The 23,997-nt window shown below is 65.3% G+C and carries 18 protein-coding genes; 10 read left to right on the top strand and 8 right to left on the bottom strand.

What is annotated here, in order from left to right; genetic code table 11:
• Window positions 1-219: 219 nt before the first annotated feature.
• The gene (locus BM193_RS01105; protein ID WP_254785774.1) at window positions 220-903 is read left to right on the top strand and encodes a PEP-CTERM sorting domain-containing protein; all 684 of its coding nucleotides are present in this window, start codon (window positions 220-222) and stop codon (window positions 901-903) included.
• A 1-nt stretch (window position 904) separates the two neighbouring features.
• Here the strand turns inward: BM193_RS01105 and BM193_RS01100 are convergent, their stop codons facing one another.
• From BM193_RS01100 to BM193_RS01090, 3 genes are read right to left on the bottom strand one after another with little or no spacing between them, the layout of a single operon-like run.
• On the bottom strand, window positions 905-3,700 hold the full coding sequence (locus BM193_RS01100) for an Hsp70 family protein (RefSeq protein WP_092794595.1): 2,796 nt from the start codon (window positions 3,698-3,700) through the stop codon (window positions 905-907).
• 2 nt (window positions 3,701-3,702) lie between these two features.
• Window positions 3,703-5,574: an Hsp70 family protein gene (locus BM193_RS01095; RefSeq protein ID WP_254785772.1), complete on the bottom strand. Its 1,872-nt coding sequence runs from the start codon at window positions 5,572-5,574 to the stop codon at window positions 3,703-3,705.
• Window positions 5,571-6,152: a DUF2760 domain-containing protein gene (locus BM193_RS01090; protein WP_092794592.1), complete on the bottom strand. Its 582-nt coding sequence runs from the start codon at window positions 6,150-6,152 to the stop codon at window positions 5,571-5,573. The genes BM193_RS01095 and BM193_RS01090 overlap by 4 nt, the downstream gene beginning before the upstream one ends.
• A 321-nt stretch (window positions 6,153-6,473) precedes the next feature.
• Here BM193_RS01090 and BM193_RS01085 point away from each other — a divergent pair, with 321 nt between their 5' ends.
• From BM193_RS01085 to urtE, 6 genes are all read left to right on the top strand, one after another.
• Window positions 6,474-7,280, top strand: a complete 807-nt coding sequence (locus BM193_RS01085; RefSeq protein ID WP_254785770.1) for a DUF4349 domain-containing protein — start codon at window positions 6,474-6,476, stop codon at window positions 7,278-7,280.
• A gap of 205 nt (window positions 7,281-7,485) precedes the next feature.
• Window positions 7,486-8,739: an urea ABC transporter substrate-binding protein gene (gene urtA, locus BM193_RS01080; RefSeq protein WP_092794587.1), complete on the top strand. Its 1,254-nt coding sequence runs from the start codon at window positions 7,486-7,488 to the stop codon at window positions 8,737-8,739.
• 137 nt (window positions 8,740-8,876) lie between these two features.
• The gene (gene urtB / locus BM193_RS01075) at window positions 8,877-10,478 is read left to right on the top strand and encodes an urea ABC transporter permease subunit UrtB (protein WP_092796931.1); all 1,602 of its coding nucleotides are present in this window, start codon (window positions 8,877-8,879) and stop codon (window positions 10,476-10,478) included.
• Window positions 10,475-11,596: an urea ABC transporter permease subunit UrtC gene (gene urtC, locus BM193_RS01070; protein ID WP_092794584.1), complete on the top strand. Its 1,122-nt coding sequence runs from the start codon at window positions 10,475-10,477 to the stop codon at window positions 11,594-11,596. The genes urtB and urtC overlap by 4 nt, the downstream gene beginning before the upstream one ends.
• Window positions 11,593-12,423, top strand: a complete 831-nt coding sequence (gene urtD / locus BM193_RS01065) for an urea ABC transporter ATP-binding protein UrtD (RefSeq protein ID WP_092794582.1) — start codon at window positions 11,593-11,595, stop codon at window positions 12,421-12,423. Before urtC ends, urtD begins: the two co-directional genes overlap by 4 nt.
• A gap of 2 nt (window positions 12,424-12,425) precedes the next feature.
• The gene (gene urtE / locus BM193_RS01060; protein ID WP_092794579.1) at window positions 12,426-13,124 is read left to right on the top strand and encodes an urea ABC transporter ATP-binding subunit UrtE; all 699 of its coding nucleotides are present in this window, start codon (window positions 12,426-12,428) and stop codon (window positions 13,122-13,124) included.
• Window position 13,125: 1 nt separating this feature from the next.
• On the opposite strand, the gene BM193_RS01055 is transcribed toward urtE, so the two are convergent.
• Both BM193_RS01055 and BM193_RS01050 read right to left on the bottom strand, forming a co-directional pair.
• A complete protein-coding gene (locus tag BM193_RS01055; protein ID WP_092794578.1) occupies window positions 13,126-13,710 on the bottom strand; it encodes a chromate transporter in 585 nt (194 codons plus the stop codon).
• A complete protein-coding gene (locus BM193_RS01050) occupies window positions 13,707-14,294 on the bottom strand; it encodes a chromate transporter (protein WP_092794575.1) in 588 nt (195 codons plus the stop codon). Before BM193_RS01050 ends, BM193_RS01055 begins: the two co-directional genes overlap by 4 nt.
• A gap of 230 nt (window positions 14,295-14,524) precedes the next feature.
• Here BM193_RS01050 and BM193_RS01045 point away from each other — a divergent pair, with 230 nt between their 5' ends.
• Window positions 14,525-14,746 carry a hypothetical protein gene (locus BM193_RS01045; RefSeq protein ID WP_092794573.1) on the top strand — a complete coding sequence of 74 codons (222 nt, stop codon included), beginning with the start codon at window positions 14,525-14,527 and terminating at the stop codon, window positions 14,744-14,746.
• 416 nt (window positions 14,747-15,162) lie between these two features.
• Here BM193_RS01045 and BM193_RS01040 read toward each other — a convergent pair whose 3' ends face one another.
• Both BM193_RS01040 and BM193_RS01035 read right to left on the bottom strand, forming a co-directional pair.
• On the bottom strand, window positions 15,163-15,765 hold the full coding sequence (locus tag BM193_RS01040) for a response regulator (protein WP_254785768.1): 603 nt from the start codon (window positions 15,763-15,765) through the stop codon (window positions 15,163-15,165).
• Between the two features lie 362 nt (window positions 15,766-16,127).
• A complete protein-coding gene (locus tag BM193_RS01035) occupies window positions 16,128-16,676 on the bottom strand; it encodes a phosphohydrolase (protein ID WP_092794569.1) in 549 nt (182 codons plus the stop codon).
• Between the two features lie 214 nt (window positions 16,677-16,890).
• Between BM193_RS01035 and BM193_RS01030 the strand changes: the two genes are divergently transcribed.
• Window positions 16,891-20,028 (top strand): NAD(P)-binding protein, encoded by a 3,138-nt coding sequence (locus tag BM193_RS01030; RefSeq protein WP_254785766.1) that lies wholly within the window; start codon window positions 16,891-16,893, stop codon window positions 20,026-20,028.
• Between the two features lie 44 nt (window positions 20,029-20,072).
• Window positions 20,073-20,978 (top strand): alpha/beta hydrolase, encoded by a 906-nt coding sequence (locus BM193_RS01025; RefSeq protein ID WP_254785765.1) that lies wholly within the window; start codon window positions 20,073-20,075, stop codon window positions 20,976-20,978.
• Here the strand turns inward: BM193_RS01025 and BM193_RS01020 are convergent.
• The gene (locus BM193_RS01020) at window positions 20,975-23,908 is read right to left on the bottom strand and encodes a hybrid sensor histidine kinase/response regulator (protein WP_092794560.1); all 2,934 of its coding nucleotides are present in this window, start codon (window positions 23,906-23,908) and stop codon (window positions 20,975-20,977) included. The two genes, BM193_RS01025 and BM193_RS01020, sit on opposite strands and share 4 nt — an antisense overlap.
• Window positions 23,909-23,997: the final 89 nt, after the last annotated feature.

Below are 23,997 nucleotides of genomic sequence, written 5' to 3'. Positions count from 1 at the left end.
GTTGTTTTTATTTACTTACTAATTTAAAATGATTTTTTGATAATTTCATGTGAGGCATCATCTGCGCCGCAGGTGCTCACTTTCCCTTTCCGCGAAAGCCGACAAATGAACCTGATACGAAAACAGCTGTGTTTTTTGAGCATGATGCTGGCCGCTGCGTCGATGCACGCGGCGCACGCCCAGTCAACGATGCAACCTTTGCAAACCAGCAATTTTTTGATGACGGAGTATCCGGAGTACTATGGCAATTCGCAAGCACAGAAGGTGACCTTGTTGTCCGATGCCGGTGGCGTGACGACACTGGGCATGACGAGCCTGGCCAGCAGCCTCAGCATGGATACCCAGGGAACCAGCATGTCGAATGGCGATCTGTACACGGGCGTGTTCGATATCAGCGTGCGTAACGGGTATCGCGTGACGGGCTTTTCCTTTGCCGCCACGCTGGTGGGCGTGCTGCAGGTTGCCGAGGCGCCCGCTGGCGCCAGCATTATTCAGCCTGGCAACGCCAGCAACAGTGGATCGATGGAAGCCCTCGCTTTGACCGGGCCGCATGGCCAGCGCATCGCGGGCGAATCATTCCGCCAAGAAAGCCTGGACGGCACGCAGAACATATTGCTGCAAGGAGTCGGCTTGTCGTTGACGGACCCGTTCACGATGTTTATCAGCGGTATGAGCTATGTCAATGCACAGCTGGGTCAATATCGCGTGAACGGCCCCGATTATAGTTATGACGGGAGCCTTCCTGCCTATGCGAGTTACCGCCTCGTCAATCCGACCCTGACCATTTTCACGTCGCCCGTACCGGAACCCGGCACCTACGCGATGCTGCTGGCCGGCCTGGCCCTGTGCGGCGCAGCCGGCTTGCGCCGCCGCCGTGGGGCGCGCAGCGGCACGCCAGCCTGATTCAGCCGATCAGCTTCAAGCCCGGCGGCAGCGCTTCGCCCAGCATGCGCTTGGCCGCCGCCTCGTCCAGCTGCGTCACTTCACTGACCATCGCCTGCCACAGGGGCGGCGCGCCCACGGCTTTCAGGCGGGCGAGGATGGTGGCGCGCAGCTCGTCGCCGATGTCGCGCGAGCGGTCGCCCGTCATGCGGGCCAGGTGGGTGGCGGCAAACGCCGCCGGCTCCACCTTCTTCCAGTCCAGCGCCAGCAGCACGGCCAGCCAGTCGGCCACGGTGGCGCTGTCGACCACTTCGTGCGCGCTGCCGTGGAAGGGCTGACGCGCGCCGACCCTGGCCAGCGCCCACAGGGTGTTGGTGTCCGCCGGCTCGCCCTTCTTGCTGGCTTTGTCCAGGCGCTTCAGCAGCCAGGCGCCCACTTCCGCCTTGTAGGCGCCAGGGATGCGCTCCAGCGAGGCGCCCAGGCGCAGCATGTCGTCGTCGCTGCCGTTCACCAGGGTGACGGGGCGGCTGCCGCGCTGGGCCGCATCGGCTTGCAGGTTGAAGGCGAAGTCGTCGAGCAGGCGCAATTGCTGCTCCGTGCTCAAACCGCCGGCCACCCGGCGCCACAGGGTCCACCATTCGGCGCACACCTGGCTGTCCTTGTGATGCTGCACGCCCGCGTCGAACATGGCCCACAGCTGCTCGATGCGCCACGCATCGAGCGCGTCGCCATAGCCGGGACGCAGGCAGTAGCCGGCCAGGTTCAGCCAGACACGCTCATGCTCGGCCGAGCGGCGCCGCCCGCGGGCGCGCAGCAGGAGGGCGTCGAACAGCTGGCGCAGCAGGGGTGTGTCCCAGCTGTCGCGCCCGCCCAGTCCCCGTTCCAGGTGCTGGCGCAGCTGGCGCACTTCCTTGACGTCGACCTTTTGCGCCTTGCCGCCGAAGATGCGCTCGATTTTCTCGACCGCCTCTTTTATCCGGGGCGGGACTGCGGCAGCGTTGCCTTCGCTGCCATCGTGGCCTTGCTCCTCCTCGCTACCGCGCAGCTGGAATTCCAGCAGCCAGCGGTCGCTGGCATCGGCTTCGGCCACGCAATGCACTTCCAGTGTGCCCACCTCCGTCATCACGGTGGCCAGCTGCACGGTGATTTCGCGCTTGTCGCCCGCATCCTGTTTGTCGTGCAGCACGCTGGCCAGCGGCGGCAGGCGCAGGTAGTCGCCGGCGCCCAGGTCGACGATGTCGCCCAGCTTGGGCGGCGTGCCCGCTTCCGCGATGGAGGTGGCCAGGTGGAAGCGCACGGGCCGGCCCAGGCGCAGCGCGAACAGGCGCTGCGTCAGGCGAATTTCCTCGCCGCTGGCGCTGCCACGGGGCAGGATGCAGACGGCGCGGTTGTCCTTGCCCGCTTCGCCCAGCACGAGGAAATAGCTGCGCGGCGAACCGCCGCCGATGCGCGGCGCCTGGCCACGGCGGGCCAGCGCGTAGGCGACGGCGCCGCGCGCCACGGCCACGTCGGGATTGTCGTTGTGCAGGATGGTCAAGGGCGCGCCGCGCCAGTGCGCCAGGGTCTCGGCCAGGCGGCGCGCCAGCGCGTCGGCGCGGAACACGCCGCCGTTCAGCAGCACGGTGTCGGGCAGTGCCCCCGGATGCTGCTGCAGGAAGCTGGCCAGATGGCGCGTGATGGCCGCGTCCTGCGCATACGGCAGGCCGAATGCGACGATGCCGGCACGGCCTTTTTTCGCCGTCTCGTCCTGTGCCACCATCGGGAAGAAGCCGTCGACCAGCATGGCCGCCACTTCCTCGCGCGTGACGTCGACGGAACGGCTGCCTTTGACCAGGCGCGATCCGGCGCCCAGCAGGGTGACGGTGGCCTTGTCGGGGGCGTCCTTCGACAGCAGCAGCTCCTTGGCGGCGCGGCAGCGCTGCATCAGCTGCGACAATCGCGCGGCCGACAGCTTCATGCCGCCCTCGATGCCGGCGGCCATGCGCGTTTCCACCAGGTGCGCCAGGGCCAGATCCATATTGTCGCCGCCGAGGATCAGGTGGTTGCCCACGCTGCTGCGTTCCAGCTGCGCTTCGCCATCCGCGTCGAAGGCCACGTCGATCAGGCTGAAATCGGTGGTGCCGCCACCCACGTCGCAGACCAGGATGCGGCGCGTGCCGGCCAGGTCTGCGCGCAGGGTGGCGCGCCGGCGCTGCAGGTAATCATAAAAGGCCGCCTGCGGCTCCTCCACCAGCCGCACGGTGGGCAAACCCGCCATGCGCGCCGCTTGCAGGGTGAGTGCGCGCGCACCCTCGTCGAACGAGGCGGGGATGGTCAGCACCAGTTCCTGCTGCGCCAAAGGGGCATGCGGGAAACGCGCATTCCACGCCGCGCGCACGTGGGCCAGGTAGCTGGCGCTGGCCGCCACGGGCGACACCTTCGGCACATCATGGTCCGCGCCCCACGGCAAAATGGGGGCCTGACGGTCCACGCTGGCATGCGACAGCCAGCTCTTCGCGCTGGCAACGAGGCGGCCCGGCACCTGTGCGCCCAGCTGGCGCGCCAGGGCGCCCAGCACGGGCTGCGCCACGCCGGCCACGTCATCTTGCTGCCACGGCAGTTGTAAATCGCCCGCCGCCAGCTCGCCGGGGGCGGGGTGGTAGCGCAGGGACGGCAGCAGGGGGCGTGCGCCCACTTCGCCGGGCGCCACCAGCTGCTCGATGTCGAACAGGTCGATCGCCGCCTGCGCATCATTGGCATTGGCATACGCCACCACCGTGTTGGTGGTGCCCAGGTCGATGCCGACCAGGAAGGCCGGCTTGCCCGCAGCGCCGCGCATGCTTATTGCTGCGGCGTGCCGCGCACGTCGAACTCCACCTTCCAGCGCTCGGCGCCGTCAGGGGACACGGCCAGCAGCTCCAGGGTGCCCGCTTCCGTCACGCGCGCATGCAGTTTCACTTGCACCACGTCGCCGGCCGACCGGCCTTCGGCGGACAGGGTGGCCTGGATTTCGCTCAGCTCCTGCAATTCATCGGGACCCCAGAAGTCGAGCAGGTCGCCGATCTGGTCGTTGCGGCGCGTGGACGAGGCGAAGAAGCGGAAGTGCACGGGTTCGCCCACCACCAGGCCGAATTGCTGACCCGGCAGTTCCAGCTCGCTGCCTTCCTCCATGCCGAATGGCGCCACGCACAGGGCCTGGATCGGCGGTTCCATGCCGGGGATGGCGGGCATGGCCGATTCGATGGCGACGTAGAAGGCGCTGGCCGTGCCGCCGCGGATGCGCACGCCATGGCCGCGCCGCACGTAGCTGTAGTAGGCGGCGCCGCGCGCGACGGCCAGGTCCAGGTCGGCCCCGGCCAGCATGCGGGCCGGTTCCGCGCCTTCCATGTACAGCCAGTCGTTGACGGTGCTCATGATGCGCTGGACCAGCAAGTCCGACTTGAAGACGCCGCCGTTGAACAGCACGGCCGTCGGATGCAGGAAGCTGGCGTCTTGCGACTGGCGGCCGGCGAAGCCTTCCAGTTCGCTGGTGGCCGCCACTTGCCGGCCCAGGAAGGCGGCCAGGTGGCGCGTGATGGCCGCGTCCTGCGCATATGGCAGGCCCAGTTGCGTCAGGCCGGCGCGCGTGCGCACGGCGGGGCGGCTCGACGCTTCCACCTGCGGGAAGAAGCCGTCGAGGATGAAGGTGGACACTTCGGCGCGCGTGAGTTCCGTGCGGATGGAGCCGCCGATCAGTTTCGAGCCGCGGCTCGGCACGACGATCGGTGCCACATCGAGGCCGCTGTCGGCCAGCAGGCTTTCCTTGGCGCTGCGGCAGCCATAGGTCAGCGCGCGCATTTGCCAGGCGTCCAGCTGGGTGCCGTTGGCGGCCAGCTTGCGCGCCACCAGGTGGGCCAGGGCCAGGTCCATATTGTCGCCGCCCAGCAGGATGTGTTCGCCCACGGCCACGCGGTGCGGCTCCAGCACGCCGTCGCGTTCGAGCACGGCGATCAGCGAAAAGTCGCTGGTGCCGCCGCCCACGTCGACGACAAGGATGATGTCGCCCGGCTTGACTTCCTTGCGCCAGCGGCCTTCGCTGGTCTGGATCCAGCTGTACAGGGCCGCCTGCGGCTCTTCCAGCAGGGTCAATGCGGTGTAGCCGGCCGCCTGCGCCGCTTCCATCGTCAGCTCGCGCGCGGCCGGGTCGAACGAGGCGGGTATCGTCACCGTGATTTCCTGCTCGGCGAACGGCGCTTGCGGGTGGGCGTGGTCCCACGCCTGGCGCAAATGCGTCAGGTAGCGCGTGGCGGCCGTGATGGGCGAGATGCGCGGCACTTCGGCCGGCGCGTCGTTCGGCAGGATGGCCGCGCGGCGGTCCACGCCCGGGTGGCACAGCCAGCTTTTCGCGCTGGAGACCAGGCGGATCGGCGTGGTGGCGCCGCGGCTGCGGGCCATTTCGCCCACGACGAACGGCGCTTCGGCTTCCTCTGTGACCCAGGGCAGGGCCAGGTCGCCCGCCGCCACTTCCTCGGCGTGCGGCAGGTAGACGAAGGAGGGCAGCAGCGACAATTCTTCGACGGTGCCCGGCGCCGACAGCTGCGGCACTTTCAGCACGCCGTGGCTGGACTTTTCGCCGTCGCTCTCGACCAGGTTCACATACGACAGGGCGCTGTGGGTGGTGCCCAGGTCGATGCCGATGGCGTAGCGGGGGGTGTTGTTGGTCACGTCGTTCACAGTTCCACCTCGGCTGGCGCGAGGATGGCCGCGTCGTGCTGCCCGCTCAGTTTCGGCAGGCGCACGCTCGAGGCGCGCCAGCCGCGGTGGCTGAGGGTGCCCGTGAATGGCGCCGCGCCGACCACGTTGCCCGTCAGGCGTACTTGCGCGGAATCAAAGCCTTCCTGCAGGACGATGCGGCTGCCCTCGGCTTCCTGGCGTACGGCGTCGATGGTGAAGTAGTCGCGCAGGACCTTGGCGCAGCCTTCATGCACCACGCGGGCGGCCGCGCCGATGTCGGCGTCGGCATGGCTGCCCAGGTTTTCCTGGGTGAAGTCGATCAAGCGCGCTTCGCGTTGCAGCAGGGCCAGCAATTGCAGGGCCGCGTCCGGCGTCGCTTCCTTCAAGATGACGGGGGCGGCGGCGGGCGTCGGCACGGGCGCCGGAGCAGGGGCCACGGGCGCCACGGGAGCGGCTTCGGGCAGGGACAGCTTTTCCACGCGGGCCGCATAGGCGGCGTCCGACAGGGTGCTGAAGAAGGCGCCGAAAGCCAGCGGGACTCTGCGCCAGAACGATGGGTGGGACGATGATGTGCTCATAGGAACTCGTTTCTCTGATCTGTAGGGGGGCGTCGGCGGCGCGCCTGGGCAGGGCCGCTTCGCAAGGTGGTGCATGCGCCGGTCCTGTTGCACAGGCGCCGGCTGGCGTTTGCCCGCATGATACCAGCTACGGCGCCGGCGCCAAAGTCGCAGCGGCCGCGCACTGCGGGCAAAAGGCCGCATTTTTATTGCGCTGGCGCAGAAGAACAGCGGATGGACCTGTCTTTCGACTAAAATCGCCCCTTGTTTTTTCCTTATGGTTTTCATGAGGCAATAAACTTGGCGCGAGCAGGGACACGCAGCATTTTAATTAAGGATTTCATGAACAAGCGTCTACACACAGGCATGCGGCGGCTGGCAGTGGCCGGCATGATTGTCCTGGCCGGTTGCGCCGGCAAAGGCGAGAGCGGCGGCCCATCGAGTGCCGCGCGCCTCGATGGCAAGGAAAAGGGCAGCGAATTTCTTGCCTATGAACATAATGTCAGCGTCGACACGAGCGAGGCGCAAGTGCGGCCCCTGTACGAAAAAGTCGTGGCCGCCTGCAAGGCCGACACGGACAACGGCTGCCTGCTGCTCGATTCCAGCATCGACGGCGGCCGTTACGTGCACGCGCGCATCAGCATGCGCGCCAAGCCGGCCGGCATCAAGAAGCTCGTCGCGCTGGTCGCGGCCGAAGGCGACGTCACCAGCCAGGGCACGAAGGTGGAAGACCTGGGCCGCCCCGTGCTCGACAGCAAGAAGCGCCTGGAGATGCTGAAACAGTACCAGGCGCAATTGCAGGAGCTGGAAAAGCGCTCGGGCACGAATGTGGACGCGCTGATCAAGGTGACGAAGGAATTGGCCACCGTGCAGGCGGAACTGGAGCAGGCGACGGCGGCCAATGCGCTGTTGATGCAGCGTATCGACACGGACTTGCTGAACGTGGCCATCAGTGCGGAAGGCAAGCAATCGTTCTGGCGCCCAGTCAAGCGCGCGCTGGGCAATTTCACGGAAAACCTGTCGGAAGGCGTGGCCAACGCCATCACGGCCATGGCCTACATCCTGCCGTGGCTGCTCGCGTTCGTGCTGCTGTTCCCGCTGGGCCGCAAGGGCTGGCGCCGCCTGCGGGGCCTGCCGCGCAAGGATTGATGCGCAAGCATTAAAGTCGCCGGCGCACCGTTTTACGGCAATTTGAAACCTGGCTGCACAGTCCTTGTGCAGCCAGGTTTTTTTTCGTGCGGCGCGAGCCGCGTGCACCACGCTGGACGCCTGCCGGCGCTGGCATGCATTCTGCTTTAACAACATCGTATGCCCATCCATTGATACTCATGCAGTTCTTCACTCAGGAGTCCACATGTCACGACGCATCATCTTGAAAGCGGCAGCAGCAGGCGCACTGGCCCTGGCCACGTCCACCACCATGCAGGCGGCCTGGGCCGCCGATACGATCAAGGTGGGCATTTTGCACTCCCTGTCGGGCACCATGGCCATTTCCGAAACGTCGCTGAAAGACGTGGCCCTGATGACGATCGCCGAAATCAATGCCAAGGGCGGCGTGCTGGGCAAGAAGCTGGAGCCGGTCGTCGTCGACCCGGCCTCGAACTGGCCGCTGTTCGCGGAAAAAGCGAGACAACTGGTGGCGCAGGACAAGGTGGCCGTCGTGTTCGGTTGCTGGACGTCCGTGTCCCGTAAATCCGTCTTGCCGGTGTTCAAGGAACTCAACAGCCTGCTGTTTTACCCCGTGCAATACGAGGGCGAGGAGCTGGAAAAGAATGTGTTTTATACGGGTGCCGCACCGAACCAGCAGGCGATCCCGGCCGTGGAATATTTGATGAGTACAGATGGCGGCGGCGCCAAACGCTTCGTGCTGCTGGGCACGGATTACGTGTATCCGCGCACCACCAACAAGATTTTGCGCGCCTTTTTGAAAAGCAAGGGGGTCAAGGATAGCGATATCAGCGAGGTCTACACGCCGTTCGGCCACGCCGACTATCAAACCATCGTCGCCAATATCAAGAAGTTTTCCGCCGGCGGCAAGACGGCCGTCATTTCCACCATCAATGGCGATTCCAACGTGCCGTTCTACAAGGAACTGGGCAACGCGGGCTTGAAAGCGACGGACGTGCCTGTCGCCGCGTTTTCCGTGGGCGAGGAAGAACTGCGCGGCATCGATACCAAGCCCCTGCTGGGGCATCTGGCGGCGTGGAATTACTTTGAATCCGTCAAGAACCCCGTGAATACGGCCTTCATCAAGCAGTGGAAAGCGTACGCCGTGGCGCACAAGCTGCCGAACGCGGGTTCGGTCGTGACGAACGATCCGATGGAAGCGACCTATGTCGGCATCCACATGTGGGCGCAAGCCGTGGAAAAGGCGAAATCGACGGACACGGACAAGGTGATCGCCGCCATGGCGGGCCAGAGCGTCAAGGCGCCGTCGGGCTTTGCCCTGACCATGGATGCAACGAACCACCACTTGCACAAGCCCGTGATGATCGGCGAGATCAAGGCCGATGGGCAATTTAATGTCGTGTGGAAAACCAAGGAACCGATCCGCGCCCAGCCGTGGAGCCCGTATATCAAGGGCAATGAGGGCAAGCAGAAGTTGTAAAAAGCTTGCGCGTCGATTCGTCGCCGCAACCCCAGGCAGAGAGCTGGGGTCAGACCCGCCGGGTCTGACCCCTGTCCTTGTCTTTGGGGGAAGGATACCTATCAAGACATCGGTTTTACTACATGGAATCCATGCACATGCAGCTTCTCCCCAAACTGCTGGTCCTCGCCTGCCTGTTGCTATCCTCGCTGGCGCAGGCCGCCATCCCTTCCGACTTGCTCAAGCCGCTCGCGGGCGATGACCCCGACGCCAGGGTCGCCGCCGTGGCGCGGATCGCCGCCCTGGCCACGCCCGAGGCCGCCAAGGTGCTGCAGGCGTTGCAGGACGATGCCTTGTATGCCGCGCCCGATGGCAAGGTGTACATCGTCGAGGGCGAGCAGGCATATGACCCGGCAAGCGGCGGGAAGGTGCCGCTGCCCGACGGCATCGATGGCGTGATGGTCAACAACCGGCTGCGGGCGGCCGTGGCGGGCGCCTTGTCGGGCTTGCAGTTGCTGGCGCCGGAGCGCAACGCCCGCCTGGCCGCCGCGCAGGCGCTGCAGCAATCCGTCGATCCCGCCCAGCTGCCCCTGATCCGCGCCGCGCTGGCGCAGGAAAGCGATGCTGACATTAAACAGCGGTTGCAGGTGCTGATTGCCAGCGCCAACCTGCACGCGCCCGATGCCGCCACGCGTAAGGCCGCCGTGCAGGACCTGGCCGGCAGCAGCGATGCGCGCCTGCTGCCCGTGCTGCAAGCCATGCTGGAGCACGGGCCGGACGGCAAGGCTGGCGAGCCCGATGAAACCGTGCAGCTGGCCGCCATCGAGACCATGCGCCAGATCAAGGGACGAATGGCGCGCATGGAGTTCGCCGGCAATGTGTTCTACGGCATTTCTCTGGGCAGCGTGCTGCTGCTGGCGGCGCTGGGCCTGGCCATCACCTTCGGCTTGATGGGTATCATCAATATGGCGCATGGCGAATTGCTGATGATCGGTGCCTACACGACGTATTTATGCCAGCTGTTCTTCCGCAGCTACCTGCCCGGCGTGCAGGACTGGTACTTGCTGGCCGCCTTGCCGGCCGCCTTTCTGGTCGCGGGACTGGTGGGCGTGATGCTGGAGCGCACGGTGATCCGCTGGCTGTACGGGCGGCCGCTGGAAACCTTGCTGGCCACCTGGGGCATCAGCCTGATCCTCATGCAGCTGGTGCGCACCATCTTCGGCGCGCAAAACGTGGAAGTGGCGAACCCGGCCTGGATGTCGGGCGGCGTGACCGTGCTGGGCGGCCTCGTGCTGCCGTACAACCGCCTGGCCATCATCGTCTTCGCCGTCGTCGTCGTCGTGGCCGTGTGGCTGATCCTCAACAAGACGCGCCTGGGCCTGTTCGTGCGGGCCGTCACGCAAAACCGCCGCATGGCCGACTGCGTGGGCGTGGCCACGGGCAAGGTCGACATGCTGACCTTCGGCCTCGGTTCCGGCATCGCGGGGCTGGGCGGCGTGGCCCTGTCGCAGCTGGGCAACGTGGGGCCGGACCTGGGGCAAAGCTATATCGTCGATTCCTTCATGGTGGTGGTGCTGGGCGGCGTGGGCCAGCTGGCCGGCACCGTGATCGCCGCGCTGGGCCTGGGCGAAGTGAACAAATTCCTCGAACCGGTGGCGGGCGCCGTGCTGGCGAAGATCGCCATCCTCGTGTTCATCATCATTTTCATCCAGCGCCGGCCGCAGGGCCTGTTTGCCATGAAGGGACGCAGCGTCGAATGACTACCTCCTACCCGATCAAACCCGGCCTGTTCACGCGGCCCGCGTGGATGGCGATTGCCGCCTGCAGCGTGCTGGTGGCGCTGCTGCCGATGTGTAACCTGGCGTTTGCCGAAGGGCATGCCTTGCACGTGTCCGCCTACACGGTGGCGCTGGTGGGCAAGTTCATGTGCTACGCGCTGGCCGCGCTGGCGCTGGACCTCGTGTGGGGCTACACGGGTATCTTGTCGCTGGGCCACGGCGTGTTCTTTGCGCTGGGCGCGTATGCGCACGGCATGTATCTGATGCGCGCCATCGGCGACCAGGGCCAGTACCACAGCAGCTTGCCCGATTTCATGGTGTTTCTCGACTGGAAAACCTACCCCTGGTACTGGGCGTTTACGGAGCATTTCTGGTACTGTATGGCGCTCGTCGTGCTGGTGCCGGGCGTGCTGGCCTTCGTCTTCGGCTATTTTGCCTTTCGCTCGCGCATCAAGGGCGTGTATTTTTCCATCATCACGCAGGCGATGACGTATGCCTTCATGCTCTTGTTCTTCCGCAATGACACCGGTTTTGGCGGCAACAACGGTTTCACGGATTTCAAGACCATCCTTGGTTACAGCGTGACGGCGCCCGCCACCAAGGCCGTGCTGTTCCTGCTGACGCTGGCCATGCTGCTGGCGGCGCTGATCGGCGCGCGCGCCATCGTCACGTCGAAACTGGGCAGGGTGCTGCAGGGCGTGCGCGACAGCGAGGCGCGCTTGATGTTCCTTGGCTACAACCCGCTGTGGTTCAAGCTGTTCGTCTGGACCCTGTCGGCCGTGCTGTGCGGCATCGCCGGCGCCCTGTACGTGCCGCAGGTGGGCATCATCAACCCGTCCGAGATGTCGCCGGCGAACTCCATCGAAATGGTCGTGTGGGTGGCCGTCGGCGGGCGCGGCACCCTGCTCGGGCCCATCCTGGGCGCCTTTACCGTGAATGGCTTGAAAAGCTGGTTCACGGCCGCCTTGCCGGAACTGTGGCTGTTCGCGCTGGGCCTGCTGTTCATCGGCGTCACCCTGTTCATGCAGCAGGGCATGCTCGGTGTGTTGAACAAGCTCAAACGTAAAAAAGCCGCCATCGTGGCAGAGGAGGCCGCATGAGCATCCGCATGTTGCCCGGCATGGCCAGCGCCGAGGCGGGCCCCACGTACGCGCGCGTCAAAGGCGAGGGCGTCGATACGACGCATGGCGCCATTTTGTACCTGGAAGACATCAGCGTGTCGTTCGACGGCTTCAAGGCCATCAACCAGCTGAGCCTTGACATTTCCGTGGGCGAGTTGCGCTGCATCATCGGCCCGAATGGCGCGGGCAAGACGACGATGATGGATGTCATCACCGGCAAGACGCGCCCCACGTCCGGCACGGCCTGGTTCGGCCAGACCATGAATCTGGCCACCATGACGGAAGCACAGATCGCCCACGCAGGCATCGGCCGCAAGTTCCAGCGCCCCACCGTGTTCGAGCAGCACACGGTATTCGACAACCTGGAGCTGGCCATGAAGATGGACAAGCGCGTGGCGCCCACCCTGTTTGCGCGCTTGTCGTCCGAGCAGGCGGGCAGGATCGAAGCCATCTTGCGCCTGATCCGCCTGAACGGCCACGAAGCGCGGCCGGCCGGACTACTGTCGCATGGGCAAAAGCAATGGCTGGAAATCGGCATGCTGCTGATGCAGGAACCGCAGCTGATCCTGCTGGACGAACCCGTGGCGGGCATGTCGGACGCGGAAACGGCGCGCACGGCGGAATTGCTCAATGAGTTGCGCGGCAAGCATTCCATCATGGTGGTCGAGCACGACATGGGGTTCGTTGCGGAAATCGCCCGGCAAGGCATCGTCACCGTGCTGCACGAAGGGGCCGTGCTGGCGCAGGGCCGCATGGACGAAGTGCAAGCGGACGAGCGGGTCATCGAAGTCTATCTGGGAAGATAATCATGCTGGAAGTCAAAGAATTGAATCAGTACTATGGCTCCTCGCACACCTTGCGCGGCATCGACCTGTCGGCGCGCCAGGGCGCATGCCTGGCCTTGCTGGGGCGCAATGGCGTGGGCAAGACGACCTTGCTGAAATGCCTGATGGGCGTGCTGCCCGTGGCGCACGGCTCGGTGCTGTTCAACGGCCGCGACATCACCAAGCTGGCGCCGCATGCGCGGGCCAAACTGGGCATCGCCTACGTGCCGCAGGGGCGCGACATCTTTGCGCGCCTGACGGTCGAGGAAAACTTGCTGATGGGCATGGCGAGCAAGCGGGGCAGGCAGGCATCGCGCATCGACCCGCACGTGTACGAGCTGTTTCCGGTATTGAAAGAGATGCTGCAGCGGCGCGGCGGCGATTTGTCCGGCGGGCAGCAGCAGCAGCTGGCCATCGCCCGCGCCCTGCTGGCCGAGCCGCAATTGATCATCTTCGACGAGCCGACCGAGGGCATCCAGCCTTCCGTCATCAAGGATATCGGCAGGGTCATTGCCCTGTTAAAACAGCGGGGCGACATGGCCATCGTGCTGTGCGAACAGTATTTCGACTTCGCCCGCGAACTGGCCGATGACTTCATCGTCCTGTCGCGCGGCAGCGTGGTGGCCAGCGGACTGGCGGCGCAGATGGATGGCGAGGAGGTGAAGCGGCACCTGGCCGTGTAGCTTACACGAGCTGGAGCCAGCCCAGCACGGCGCCGCCCGCCAGCAGCCACAATAAATGGATCTGCGTGCGCCAGATGATCAGGCCCGCCACGATGGACAGGCTCCATAGGGGCCAGTCCGTGCGGATGTCATGGTGGGCGCCGCCCAGGATCATGCCGGTGGAAATCAGGAGGGCGACGACGATGGGCGCCATGCCCTGCTTGAAGGCGCGCACGGCGCGCAGGTCGCGGTTGCGGTAGCCCCACTGGGCGGCCACGTAGGTGAGCGTGGTGCTGGGCAGCATGATGCCCACCATCGTCACCAGCACGCCGAAATAGGCGGCCGCATAGCTGCCCGCGTTCATGCCCACGTTCCAGCCCATCAGGGCGACGAACAGCACGTTGGGTCCCGGCGCGGCCTGGGCGATGGCGATCGACTCATTGAATTGCGCCTGCGTCAGCCAGCCATGCTGTTCGACGAGGAAGCGGTGCATTTCCGCCGTGGTGGAAATGGCGCCGCCGATCGACATCAGCGACAGCATCAGGTAATGGCCGAACAGGTTCAGCCAGTCGCCCGCGCTCAGCACCAGTTGCAGGGGCGGGTTCATGCGGACAGCTTCCGATAGGTCAGCAGGCAGCCGATGCCGCCCAGGCCCAGCAGGATGTACAGCAGGGGCCAGCGGAAGACCGCCACCATCAGCACGCCCAGCACGCAGATGGGCAAGGTCAGCCACAGGGGCAGCGGGTGCTTGCCCAGCGCGGCGGCCAGTTTCACGCCCGTGGCGGCGATCATGCCGGCCGAGACAGCGGCCATGCCGCGCAGGGCGCCCGCCATCTGCGGGTTGTCGCCGAAGCGCGTGTACAGCACGCCCAGCAGCAGGACGATGACGAGGGGCACGGCCAGCATGCCGGCCAGCGCCGCCAGCGCGCCACGCAAGCCGAAATAGCGCCCGCCCACCATCAGCGACAGGTTGACGACATTCGGTCCGGGCATGATCTGCGCCACGGCCCAGTCCTCGAGGAATTCCTCCTGCGTCAGCCAGCGCTTGCGCTCCACCATCTCGCGCTGGATCACGGCCAGCACGCCGCCGAAGCCCTGCAGGGCCAGCCAGGTGAACGAGAAGAACAGGTCGGCAAGCGAGGCGGGCTGCGGGCGGGAGAGGTCGGGCTGGGCGGGGGAAGCGGGGGGCATGGCTGATTATCGCCGTGGCCGATTATGCTTGTCCACCGCTTTCGGCGACTGTTGTGCCTGCAAGAAAAAACGGCATCTCATGTTCGCCTGTCATTGACATCGAGAATTTATCGGCAATACTTTACCGGCGACACAGCCGCTGTCCCTTGCCTCCGTGCCTCCGCAGGCGTCAGGGTAGCCATTCCTTGCGCCGCCGTCCTTTCATCCCCCTCATCGCAGGAGTTGCCGCCATGCCGAATTCCACCGAAACCTTGCATATGCCCGTCAAGCCCATGGTGCGCCATGCGCGGGTCGACCAGAAGATGTGCGATATCGTCAATCTGGGTATTGCCGTACAGGCCGCCTTCAGCACCTTGTGCGCCTTGGAATACCTGAAGTCATACAATATCGACGCCGCCTTGATCGAACGGGTGCTGCTGCATCCGGAGCAGCGCCGCCAAGTCTTGCACTGATACGCGCGGCGGCAACGGTGTTGCCGAGCGTCATGATCGTGCGTTGTCGATTTGCTCATTACGGCTCAGTTATGCACAAATGATGGGCTAGCGAAATTGGCGAAATAATTTTCTCGTGATTATGTGTGATTTTCTAACTCATTGATTTTATTCGATTTTATTTTTGCTGTTTGATTGAGCAGTTTATTGAAAGCCGCACGGGCTGTGGCTTTGAGGCCTGTCAATAGGCGCTTATCCACAAAGATATCCACAGTCCGTGTGGATATCTGAAAAAGCGCTTAACAATCCGCCACTTAGGCTATTGCGGCAAATCCGCGCGCCGCATTTGCCGGCGCGAAAGGCGAAATGGGTCCCGCGCACAAGGCTGTATGTCTATCCAGTGCTCTTGTTTTGTCACTAAAAGTAAGCGCGGGGCATCAGGGGGTGCCGGCGGGCGGGGCGGGCGGCGTGCCGCCATTGCGGGCCAGGGCGGCCGCGAGGTCGGCCAACTGCTGCTGCGCTTCGCGCAGGCTGGCATAGGTGCGCAGCGAGGCGATCACGGTGGTGAACAGCTTGCGCGTCGTCAAGTCCGTCTTGCACCAGAAATCGTTGATGTCGTAATCGATGATGATGCGGTGCTCCAGCGCCTGGCCCGGCTGGCCCGTGCGCAGGATGATGCGCACGGCGCTGTTGTGCAGCTCTTCGCGGATCTGGCGCGCCACTTGCAGGCCCGCATCCTGCGTTTCCATGATGACATCGAGCAGCACCACGGCGATATCGGGCGTGGCGCGCAGCACGCTGAGCGCCTCGGCGCCCGAATAGGCGTGCAGGAAACTCAGCCGGCGCCCCTGGAAACTGGCCTGGCTGAGGGCGAACTTGGTCACCACGTGCACGTCGACATCGTCGTCGACGATCAGCACGCGCCATGGCGCCGGCGCGCCGGCTTGCCCGGATGCGCCGCCGGCATGCTCCAGCGGCTCATCCATCAGCCAGTCCGGTTCGTCCGCCGCCTTCGCGGCACTATCGCTATCCATATTCATGCATTTTCCAACGTTGATCGTTCCCCTTCACTCCACACTATGCCAGTCCGCAAGGTTTGTCAAAACAATGCTGTTCTGGCAATGGGTGAAATGGCCCTGGCTATCGCTGCACGGCAAAAATATATTTTCATAGTCGTGAAGTAACTTTGCCCAAGCGCAAATGCATGGTTGCAAGTCATTGATTTTATTCGACTAAAAAAATGCCTGCGAAATCAGCAAATTATTGAAAGCCGCATCAATACTGGCGTTGCGGCTTGTCAAGAGGGGTTTATCAACAACTTTATCCACAGTTGCTGTGGATATCTAAAAAAGCCGTGTAAAAACGGGGCCTTAGCGCGATGGCGAGGCGGGATGCGAGGGACTCATGCGGCCATGCCTACTCCGCTCAGCTCGGCAAATGCCTGCAGGAAATGCTGCTTGGCTTCGGCCGGTCCCATGGCCTCGATTATACCGGGCAAGGGGGCGATGCCGTCAAGGTAGGCCCAGCGCTCGGCCGAGTGGGGCATCAAGTCGCGCTTTTCCGTCGCCAGCGCGATCAGGTCGGCCTGCTTGATGGGCGCGTAATCGGAAAAGTCGATGCCGTAGGTGGCGGCGATGATGGCGCTCACCTTGTCTTCCAGCGCGGCAAATTCCGGCAGCAGCACTTTCAGCGGCTTTACCATGTCGCCCAGGTAAGCCTCGGCGGCGTCGTGCAGCAGCGCGGCCAGGCGCAGGGGCGGCGGCACGAGGCTGGCGACGATCAGGCTGTGCTGGGCAATCGAGTAAAACACGTGCGTCTGCCCATTGAAGCGGCACTGGTAGGCCAGGCCGTGGGCGATATCCTCGATGGCGACCTTGTCGATATGCGGGCGCAAGGGATAAAAACGGTTGCCGGAAAAAGTCGACACGTAGTCGGTGGTAATCATTGCCATGGCATGGTGCTCGGAACGCTCAAGATGCTGCATCGTACACCCGATGGCAGGGGCTTGCCCCGGCAGCCGCGCGCGCCTGCGTCCCTCCCGCAGGGAGGGACGCCACGCTATGCATCTTGGCAAATCCTTTAATTTATTTCATATCATTCATTGATCTTTCTCAAATACACTATATCAATCTTGTTTTTCTGAAACCTACTTTGGGGGCAGGGCAATGACGGCGATACCTTCGGCAAGACCTTCGTATATCTATCAGGGCGGTTCGGTGATGATGCACTCGCCGCTGCAATTGAAACAGTCGGAAATGTATGGCTATTTCGTCAAGGGCGACCTGGCGAAGCTGCAGGCGACCGTCAACACCACCCTGAACCAGGTGGCGGGCCGGCGCCTGACCCTGAAAGCCCTGTCCCCGTACGTGATGCTGACGTTTACGCGCGTCAACCATGCCGATTCCGCCAATCCCGTCGACCAGGCCAAGGGCTGGATCACGGAAGTCGATATCGTCACCTGGATCATGGTCGGCCAGATGGATGAACACGGCAAGCTGGCGCATATCTACTGGTACCCGTGCCACATTTTCGTCGACGACGCCATGGCCCTGATCAACGGCCGCGAGCTGTTCGGCTACCCGAAATACCTGTGCGAATATGAAATTCCCGTGGCCGGCAGCGAGCCGCTGCGCTGCTCCGTGGCCGCCAAGGGATTCCAGCACTTTTCGCCGGAAACGCCACTGGCGCTGCACCCGCTGCTGGAAGTCAACGCCACCGTGCAGACGGGGCCGCACAAACCCGTCAACAGTTTCCTGGAACTCATCGAGCAGGCGTTCAAGATCTTCCTCTCCATCCCCGATTTCTTCGACATGGACCAGGCCGGCTGGGCCGACATCCTGTCCCTGCTGCGCAAGCCGCGCATCGACCAGATTTTCCTCAAGCAATTCCCCGACAGCGCGGGCGTGAAGGCCGTATACCAGGCGCTGGTGGCGGCGCCGGCCGAGATCAACCGCCTGCACAGCGCGCGCCTGCTCGGCTACGACTACGAATGCACCTTGCACGCCTTCGACAGCTTCCCGCTGGACCAGACCCTGGGACTGCAGCTGGGACCGCAGGCGGCCATCCTGCCCTTCAACGTGCAGTTCGATTTCACGGCCATGCCGGGCGAGGAGCTGGTCGACAATTCGCAGATCGCGCCGGAAAAGATCGCCATCCTCGGTGGCGGCGTGGCGGCCATGACCACCGCGTATTATTTGACGAGCCAGCCTGGCTGGCAAAACCAGCATGACATCACCGTCTACCAGCTGGGCTGGCGCCTGGGCGGCAAGGGCGCCAGCGGACGCAATGCGCAGGCGGGGCAGCGCATCGAGGAGCACGGCCTGCATATCTGGTTCGGCTTTTATGCCAACGCCTTCAAGATGATCAAGGAAGCCTACGCCAGCCTGCAGCGCCCGCCCGGATCGCCGCTGGCCACCTGGCGCGACGCCTTCAAGCAGCACGACTACGTGGCCCTGTCCGAAGACGTGAAAGGGCAGTGGCGCAACTGGTCGATCGTCTTTCCCACCTTGCCGGGCGAGCCGGGCGAGGGCGGCGAGGACATCACCCTGTGGCAGATGGCCATCGCCATGGTGGGCTGGATCGAGCAGTGGCTGCGCCAGATCCGGCAAGTGGCCGACGCCGACGCGCGCATCGTCCGGGCCAGCGCATCGCAAGGAGAGGGCGTGTGGCCGGGCTGGCTGCGCCGCCTGGCCGACGAAGTGGTGGGGCAGGCTGATGAACTGGGCCTCGACGTGGGCCTGTCCGTGGGCGCGCTGGCGGCGCTGGTGGCCGACCTGGCGCCCGATTCCACGCGCCACGACGTGGCGCGCCACCAGCTGCTGGCCAGCACCCTGAACGGCATCCGCGCCTGGCTGCGCCTGCGCTACCGCGCGCTGATCGATGGCGACGATGAATTGCGCCGCCTGTTCATCTGCCTGGACCTGGGCATCACCGTCATGAAGGGCATGTTCCAGGATGGCGTGTTCAAGAACGGCTTCGACGTCATCAACGATATCGACTTCCGCGCCTGGCTGCGCAAGCATGGCGGCGACGAGCAGTTCAGCGTCAACTCCGCCCCCGTGCGGGGCTTCTACGACCTGGTGTTCGCCTACGAGGGCGGCGATTTCGCCAAGCCGAACATCGAGGCGGGAACGCTGTTGCGGGCGATGGCGCGCATCGGCCTGGCCTACAAGGGCGGCATCATGTTCAAGATGCAGGCCGGCATGGGCGACACGATTTTCACGCCCCTGTACGAAGTGCTGGAAAAGCGCGGCGTGAAGTTCAAGTTCTTCCAGCGCGTGGAGGAACTGGTGCCGGGCGCGGGCGACATCGACAGCATCCGCATCACCGAGCAGGTACAGCTGCGCGACCCGGCCGCCGGCTACGCGCCGCTGGTCGACGTCAAGGGCCTGGCCTGCTGGCCCAGCGCGCCCGACTACGCGCAGCTCGAACCCGGCCAGGCGGCCCTGCTGCAGGACAAAGAGGTGAACCTCGAATCGTACTGGAGCGACTGGCCGCGGCAGTACCAGCAGGCGTTCGGCCGGCAGCTGCCCGTCACCGTCCTGAAGCGGGGCGTCGATTTCGACAAGGTGGTGTTCGGCATTTCCATCGGCGCGCTGCCGGCCCTGTGTCCCCAGTTGCTGGCGCAAAGCCCGGCCCTGCGCTTGAGCGCCGAGAAGGTGAAGACGGTGGCCACGCAAGCCTACCAGGTGTGGCTCAACAAGAACCTGGCGCAGATGGGCTGGACCACGCAGCCGAAAGGCCAGCAGCCGGTGCTGTCGGCCTTCACGGAACCGTACGACACGTGGGCGCCGATGGACCAGCTGCTGGCGCACGAGGACTGGCCGGCGGGGCTGGAGCCGAAGAACGTCTCGTACTTTTGCAGCGCCTTCCCCGTCGACAGCTACCCGCCCGTCACCGACACGGATTTCCCCGCCCGCTGCGCGCAACGCGCCAAGCAGGGCGCGCTGCACCAGCTCGAGCGCGAGATCGGCGCGCTGTGGCCCGAGGCGGGCGCGCCCGGCGCGTTTCCGTGGCAATGGCTGGTCGACGCGAAGGCGGGGACGGGGCCGGCGCGCTTCGATAGCCAGTACTGGCGCGCCAACGTCGATCCGTCCGAGCGCTACGTCATGTCGGTGGTGAACAGCACGCAGTACCGGCTGGCCACCGACCAGTCGGGCTTTTCCAACCTGTTCCTGACGGGCGACTGGATCAGGACGGGCATCAACGCCGGCTGCGTGGAAGCGGCGGTGATGGCGGGCATGCAGACCTCGCGCGCCATGACGGGCTACCCGGCCGTGATCCAGGGCGAGACGGATTTCTAGTCTTGCTATGATGGCGTTTCATTGAACCTTGCGCGAGCATGCCCATGAAACGCCTGATGCCGCTGTGCCTCGTCCTCGTCCACCTGCACGCCGGCGCCGCGCCGACCGGCGCGATCGTGCTGTGGCCAGGCGCGCCGCCCGGTGGCGCGGCGCCGGGACCGCAGCGCGACAGCGCCAAAGGTTCCATCACGCAGGTGGCGCAGCCTTACCTGATCGTGCATCGCCCGGCGCGGCCGAACGGCATGGCCGTCTTGCTGGTCAGCGGCGGCGGCTATGCGCATATCGAGGCGGGCAAGGAAAGCGGCCCGGCCGCCGATTGGCTGCAGGCGCAGGGCATCACGGCCTTTGAACTGGTGTACCGCCTGCCCCGGGAGGGCGGCGGGGTGGACGCGCCATTCCAGGATGGCCAGCGCGCCATGCGCGTGATCCGCGCGCGCGCCGCCGAATGGCGCATCGATCCCGCGCGCATCGGCATGCTCGGTTTCTCCGCCGGCGCGCACCTGGCCGGCATGATGGCCGTGCAGCCGGACGCCGCGCGCTACGCACCCGTCGATGCGGCGGACCGGGTCCCGGCGCGCCCCGATTTCGCCGTGCTGCTGTATCCCGTGCTGACCATGCGGCGGCCCTTCGACACGACGCACGCGAAGAAGGAACTGCTGGGGACCCATCCGACGCAGGCGGCGCGCGACGCCATGTCGGTGGAGCTGCACGTCGATGCGCGCACGCCGCCCGCCTTCATCGCGCAGGCGCTGGACGACCCGATTGCGCCTCCCGAAAACAGCCGCCTGATGGCCGCCGCCCTGGACCGCGCGGGCGTGCCCGTGGAACTGCACCTGTTCCAGCACGGCGGCCATGGCTGGGGCCTGGGCCGGGCGGGCAGCGAGCCGGCCGCCTGGCCGCGATTGCTGCTGGCGTGGCTGCAAGGGCATCGCTGGCCGGGCCAGCCTTAGGACATGCTGCCCGAGTGCGCTTCCAGGTCCTGCCGCGCCGCGTCCAGCGCCGCACGGATCTGCGGCAGGTACTGTTCCACCTCATCGAGCCGGCCATTCGAGGCCAGCGTTTCCATCTGGTGGCACAGGCTGTGCAGGGTAGGCCGGCTCAGGTAGCCCGCGCTGCCTTTCAAGGCGTGGAAGGCGGCCGCCGCCGCGCTGGCATTGCCATTGCGCACGGCGTGGCAGGCCAGGTCCAGGCGCCGTGGCGCCTCCAGCAAAAAGGCTTGGGCGATGCGCTGCAGGTGCTGCGGCGACAGGCCCGCCAGCGGCAGGATATGCACGGCCGTGGTCATGGGATCGGCCGGCGCGGATGGTTCGGCGGCCGGCGCCGCGCTGGCGCCATCGAGGCCGAACTGGCGCGCCAGCGCATCGTCGTCGGTGGAGGCCGGCAACGCCGGCGGCAGCGCCTGGCCGCGCGCCAGCAGCAGGTCGATGATGGCGTCGATTTTTTCAAACAGCAGCGCCTCGTCGACCGGCTTGCTGAGGAAGTCGTCCATGCCGGCCGCCAGGTAGCGCTGGCGGTCATGTTCGCTGGCGTTGGCTGTCAGGGCGATGATGGGGATATGCGCGTCGGGAATGGGGAATTGCGCGTTGCCGCCGTCGCGCACCAGGCGCGCGGCCTGTTCGCCATCCATCAGCGGCATGCGGCCATCCATCAGCACGCAGTCGTAGGCGTCGCTGCCCAGCGCCCGCAGCGCTTCCTCGCCGTTCTCGACGATGGTCACGGCATGGCCCATGCTTTCGAGCAGGGTGCCGATGATGATCTGGTTGGTGCGCACGTCTTCGGCGCACAGGATGCGCAGGCGGCAGGCGTGGCGCGCATGGCGCGGCGCCAGGCGCGCATCGGCCGGCGGCGCGTTGCCTTCCAGCAGCGGCAGGCTGAAATGAAAGCGCGAGCCGATGCCGACCCGGCTTTCCACGCCGATGCTCCCGCCCATCAGCTCGACCAGTTCCTTGCAGATGGCCAGGCCCAGGCCCGTGCCGCCGTAGCGGCGCGTGGTGGAATGGTCGGCCTGCTCGAATTTCTGGAACAGGCGCGGCAAGGTGTCGGCATCGATGCCGGGGCCCGTGTCGCTGATGATGAAGTCGATCTGCACGCGGCCGTCGCGGCGCGGCGCCGAGCGGGCGCGCCGCACTTCCAGCAGCACCTCGCCGTTCGCCGTGAATTTCAGCGCGTTCCCCAGCAGGTTGATGAGGATTTGCCGCAGGCGCGTGGGATCGGCGCGCACGTAGCGGGGCAGGTCCAGCGCCAGTTCGCGGCGCAGCAGCAGGCTCTTGGCGTCGGCCTGGCCCTGCACGATGCCGGCCGCGTCGCCGATCAGGGCCAGCAGGTCGAAGTCCAGCGTTTCCAGGCTCAGCTTGCCCGCGTCGATCTTGGAAAAGTCGAGGATGTCGTTGAGGATGGTCAGCAGCGACTCGCCATTATGCAGGCCGATGCGCAGGTACTCCTGCGTACGGCCCCGTATGGACTGGTCGCGCAGGGCGAATTTCAGCATGCCGATGACGCCGGCCAGCGGCGTGCGGATGTCGTGGCTCATGGCCGACAAAAAGTCGATGCGGTGGCGGCTGACCACTTCCGCATGCTCCTTGGCTGTCAGCAGGGCGTCGTTGCTGAGGGTCAGCGCCAGCGTGCGCTCGCGCACGCGCTGCTCCAGGTTGTTGCGCAGCAGACGGATCTGGTCGGCCAGGGCAAACGCCAGCAGCAGGCCGTCGAAGGTGCCGCCCAGCAGAGTCACCAGCTGGGCGTTGTCGACCATGGCCGGCATCAGGCCCAGGTTGGCGGGCAGGATCAGGAAGCCGGGCAGCATCAGCGCGACAAACGCCAGCACGAAGAAGCGCGCCGGCTGGTAGCCGCGGCACCAGACGACGATGCCGCAGGTGAGCGCCAGCAGCATCCAGATGGTGATGGCGATGGTGGCCAGCGCGTGCGCATACTGCATGGCGAAGTAGCAGCTGGGCAGCAGCAGCAGCGGCAGCACGAGGTTGACCTTGCTGATGCGGTACAGCAGGGGCGAATAGTCGCGCAGGTGCAGGAAATGCATGTAAAACAGGGTGCTGAAGACGGGCAGCAGGAAAAACGGCACGTAATGCAGCTGCAGCAGGTGCCAGTCGAACAGGTCGGCGAACACATGGAAGGTCATGGCCCAGGCCAGGCCATACGTCAGCACGTACAGCGCGTAATATGCCGAGGCCTTTTCCAGGGTGATGGAAAAGATGAAGAAATTGAACAGGCCCAGCGCCAGCAGGGCGCCGATCGAGGCGACCATGAGGAAATTTTCCTTGCCGACCAGCTTGCGGTAAGCCTGCTGCGTCTTGACGCCGAACATGGGCGCGCGCGCGTAGTACGGGCTGGAAAAACGGATCAGGATGGCATACGTGGCGCCCGGCCGCAGCTGCACGTTCTTGCCGTAGTGCAGCAAATACTCGTGCGGGCGCTGGTAGCCCGTCAGCAGGGTCTGGGGGGCGTCGTGCTCGCCGGGACCGTAGACGTGGATGTCGACCAGGTCGATCAGGGTATCGTTCGGATCGATGACCCAGGCCGTCTCGCGCGTGTCGTTGCGCACCTGCGCCAGCATCCAGTAGGCGCCGCCGAACAGGTCGACTTCGGCGGCCGGGCGCTGCTGCGCCAGCCAGGCGGGCAGGGCGGCGGCATCGGCGGGCGCGGTAGCGTCGCTGGCGAGAAACAGGCGCGCGCCGTGGCCCAGGGTGTGGATGCCTTGCGTCGTCAATGGCAGCGGCTGGAGCTGGAGCTGGGACTGGCCTGGCGCTTGTGCCTGCACCGTACCAGCCAGGCCCAGCAGGCCCAGCACGAACAGCCACCCGTACAGCCAGGCGCTGGCGCGGAAGCTGGAGGCGCGGTGGCGGGATGGGGACGGGTGGGCTGGCATCGGTGAGTATGGTGATGGTCGCGCGTGGGAGTGGCGGCAACGCCCTGTGCTGTGGAGTGCCCATTTTAATCGACTCTTGGTGGCGCACG

Source organism: Janthinobacterium sp. 344, assembly GCF_900112025.1.
Taxonomy (GTDB): Bacteria; Pseudomonadota; Gammaproteobacteria; order Burkholderiales; family Burkholderiaceae_D; genus Janthinobacterium.
The sequence above is the reverse complement of the archived record's forward strand: the minus strand, read 5'-3'. Positions and strand labels throughout refer to the sequence as shown.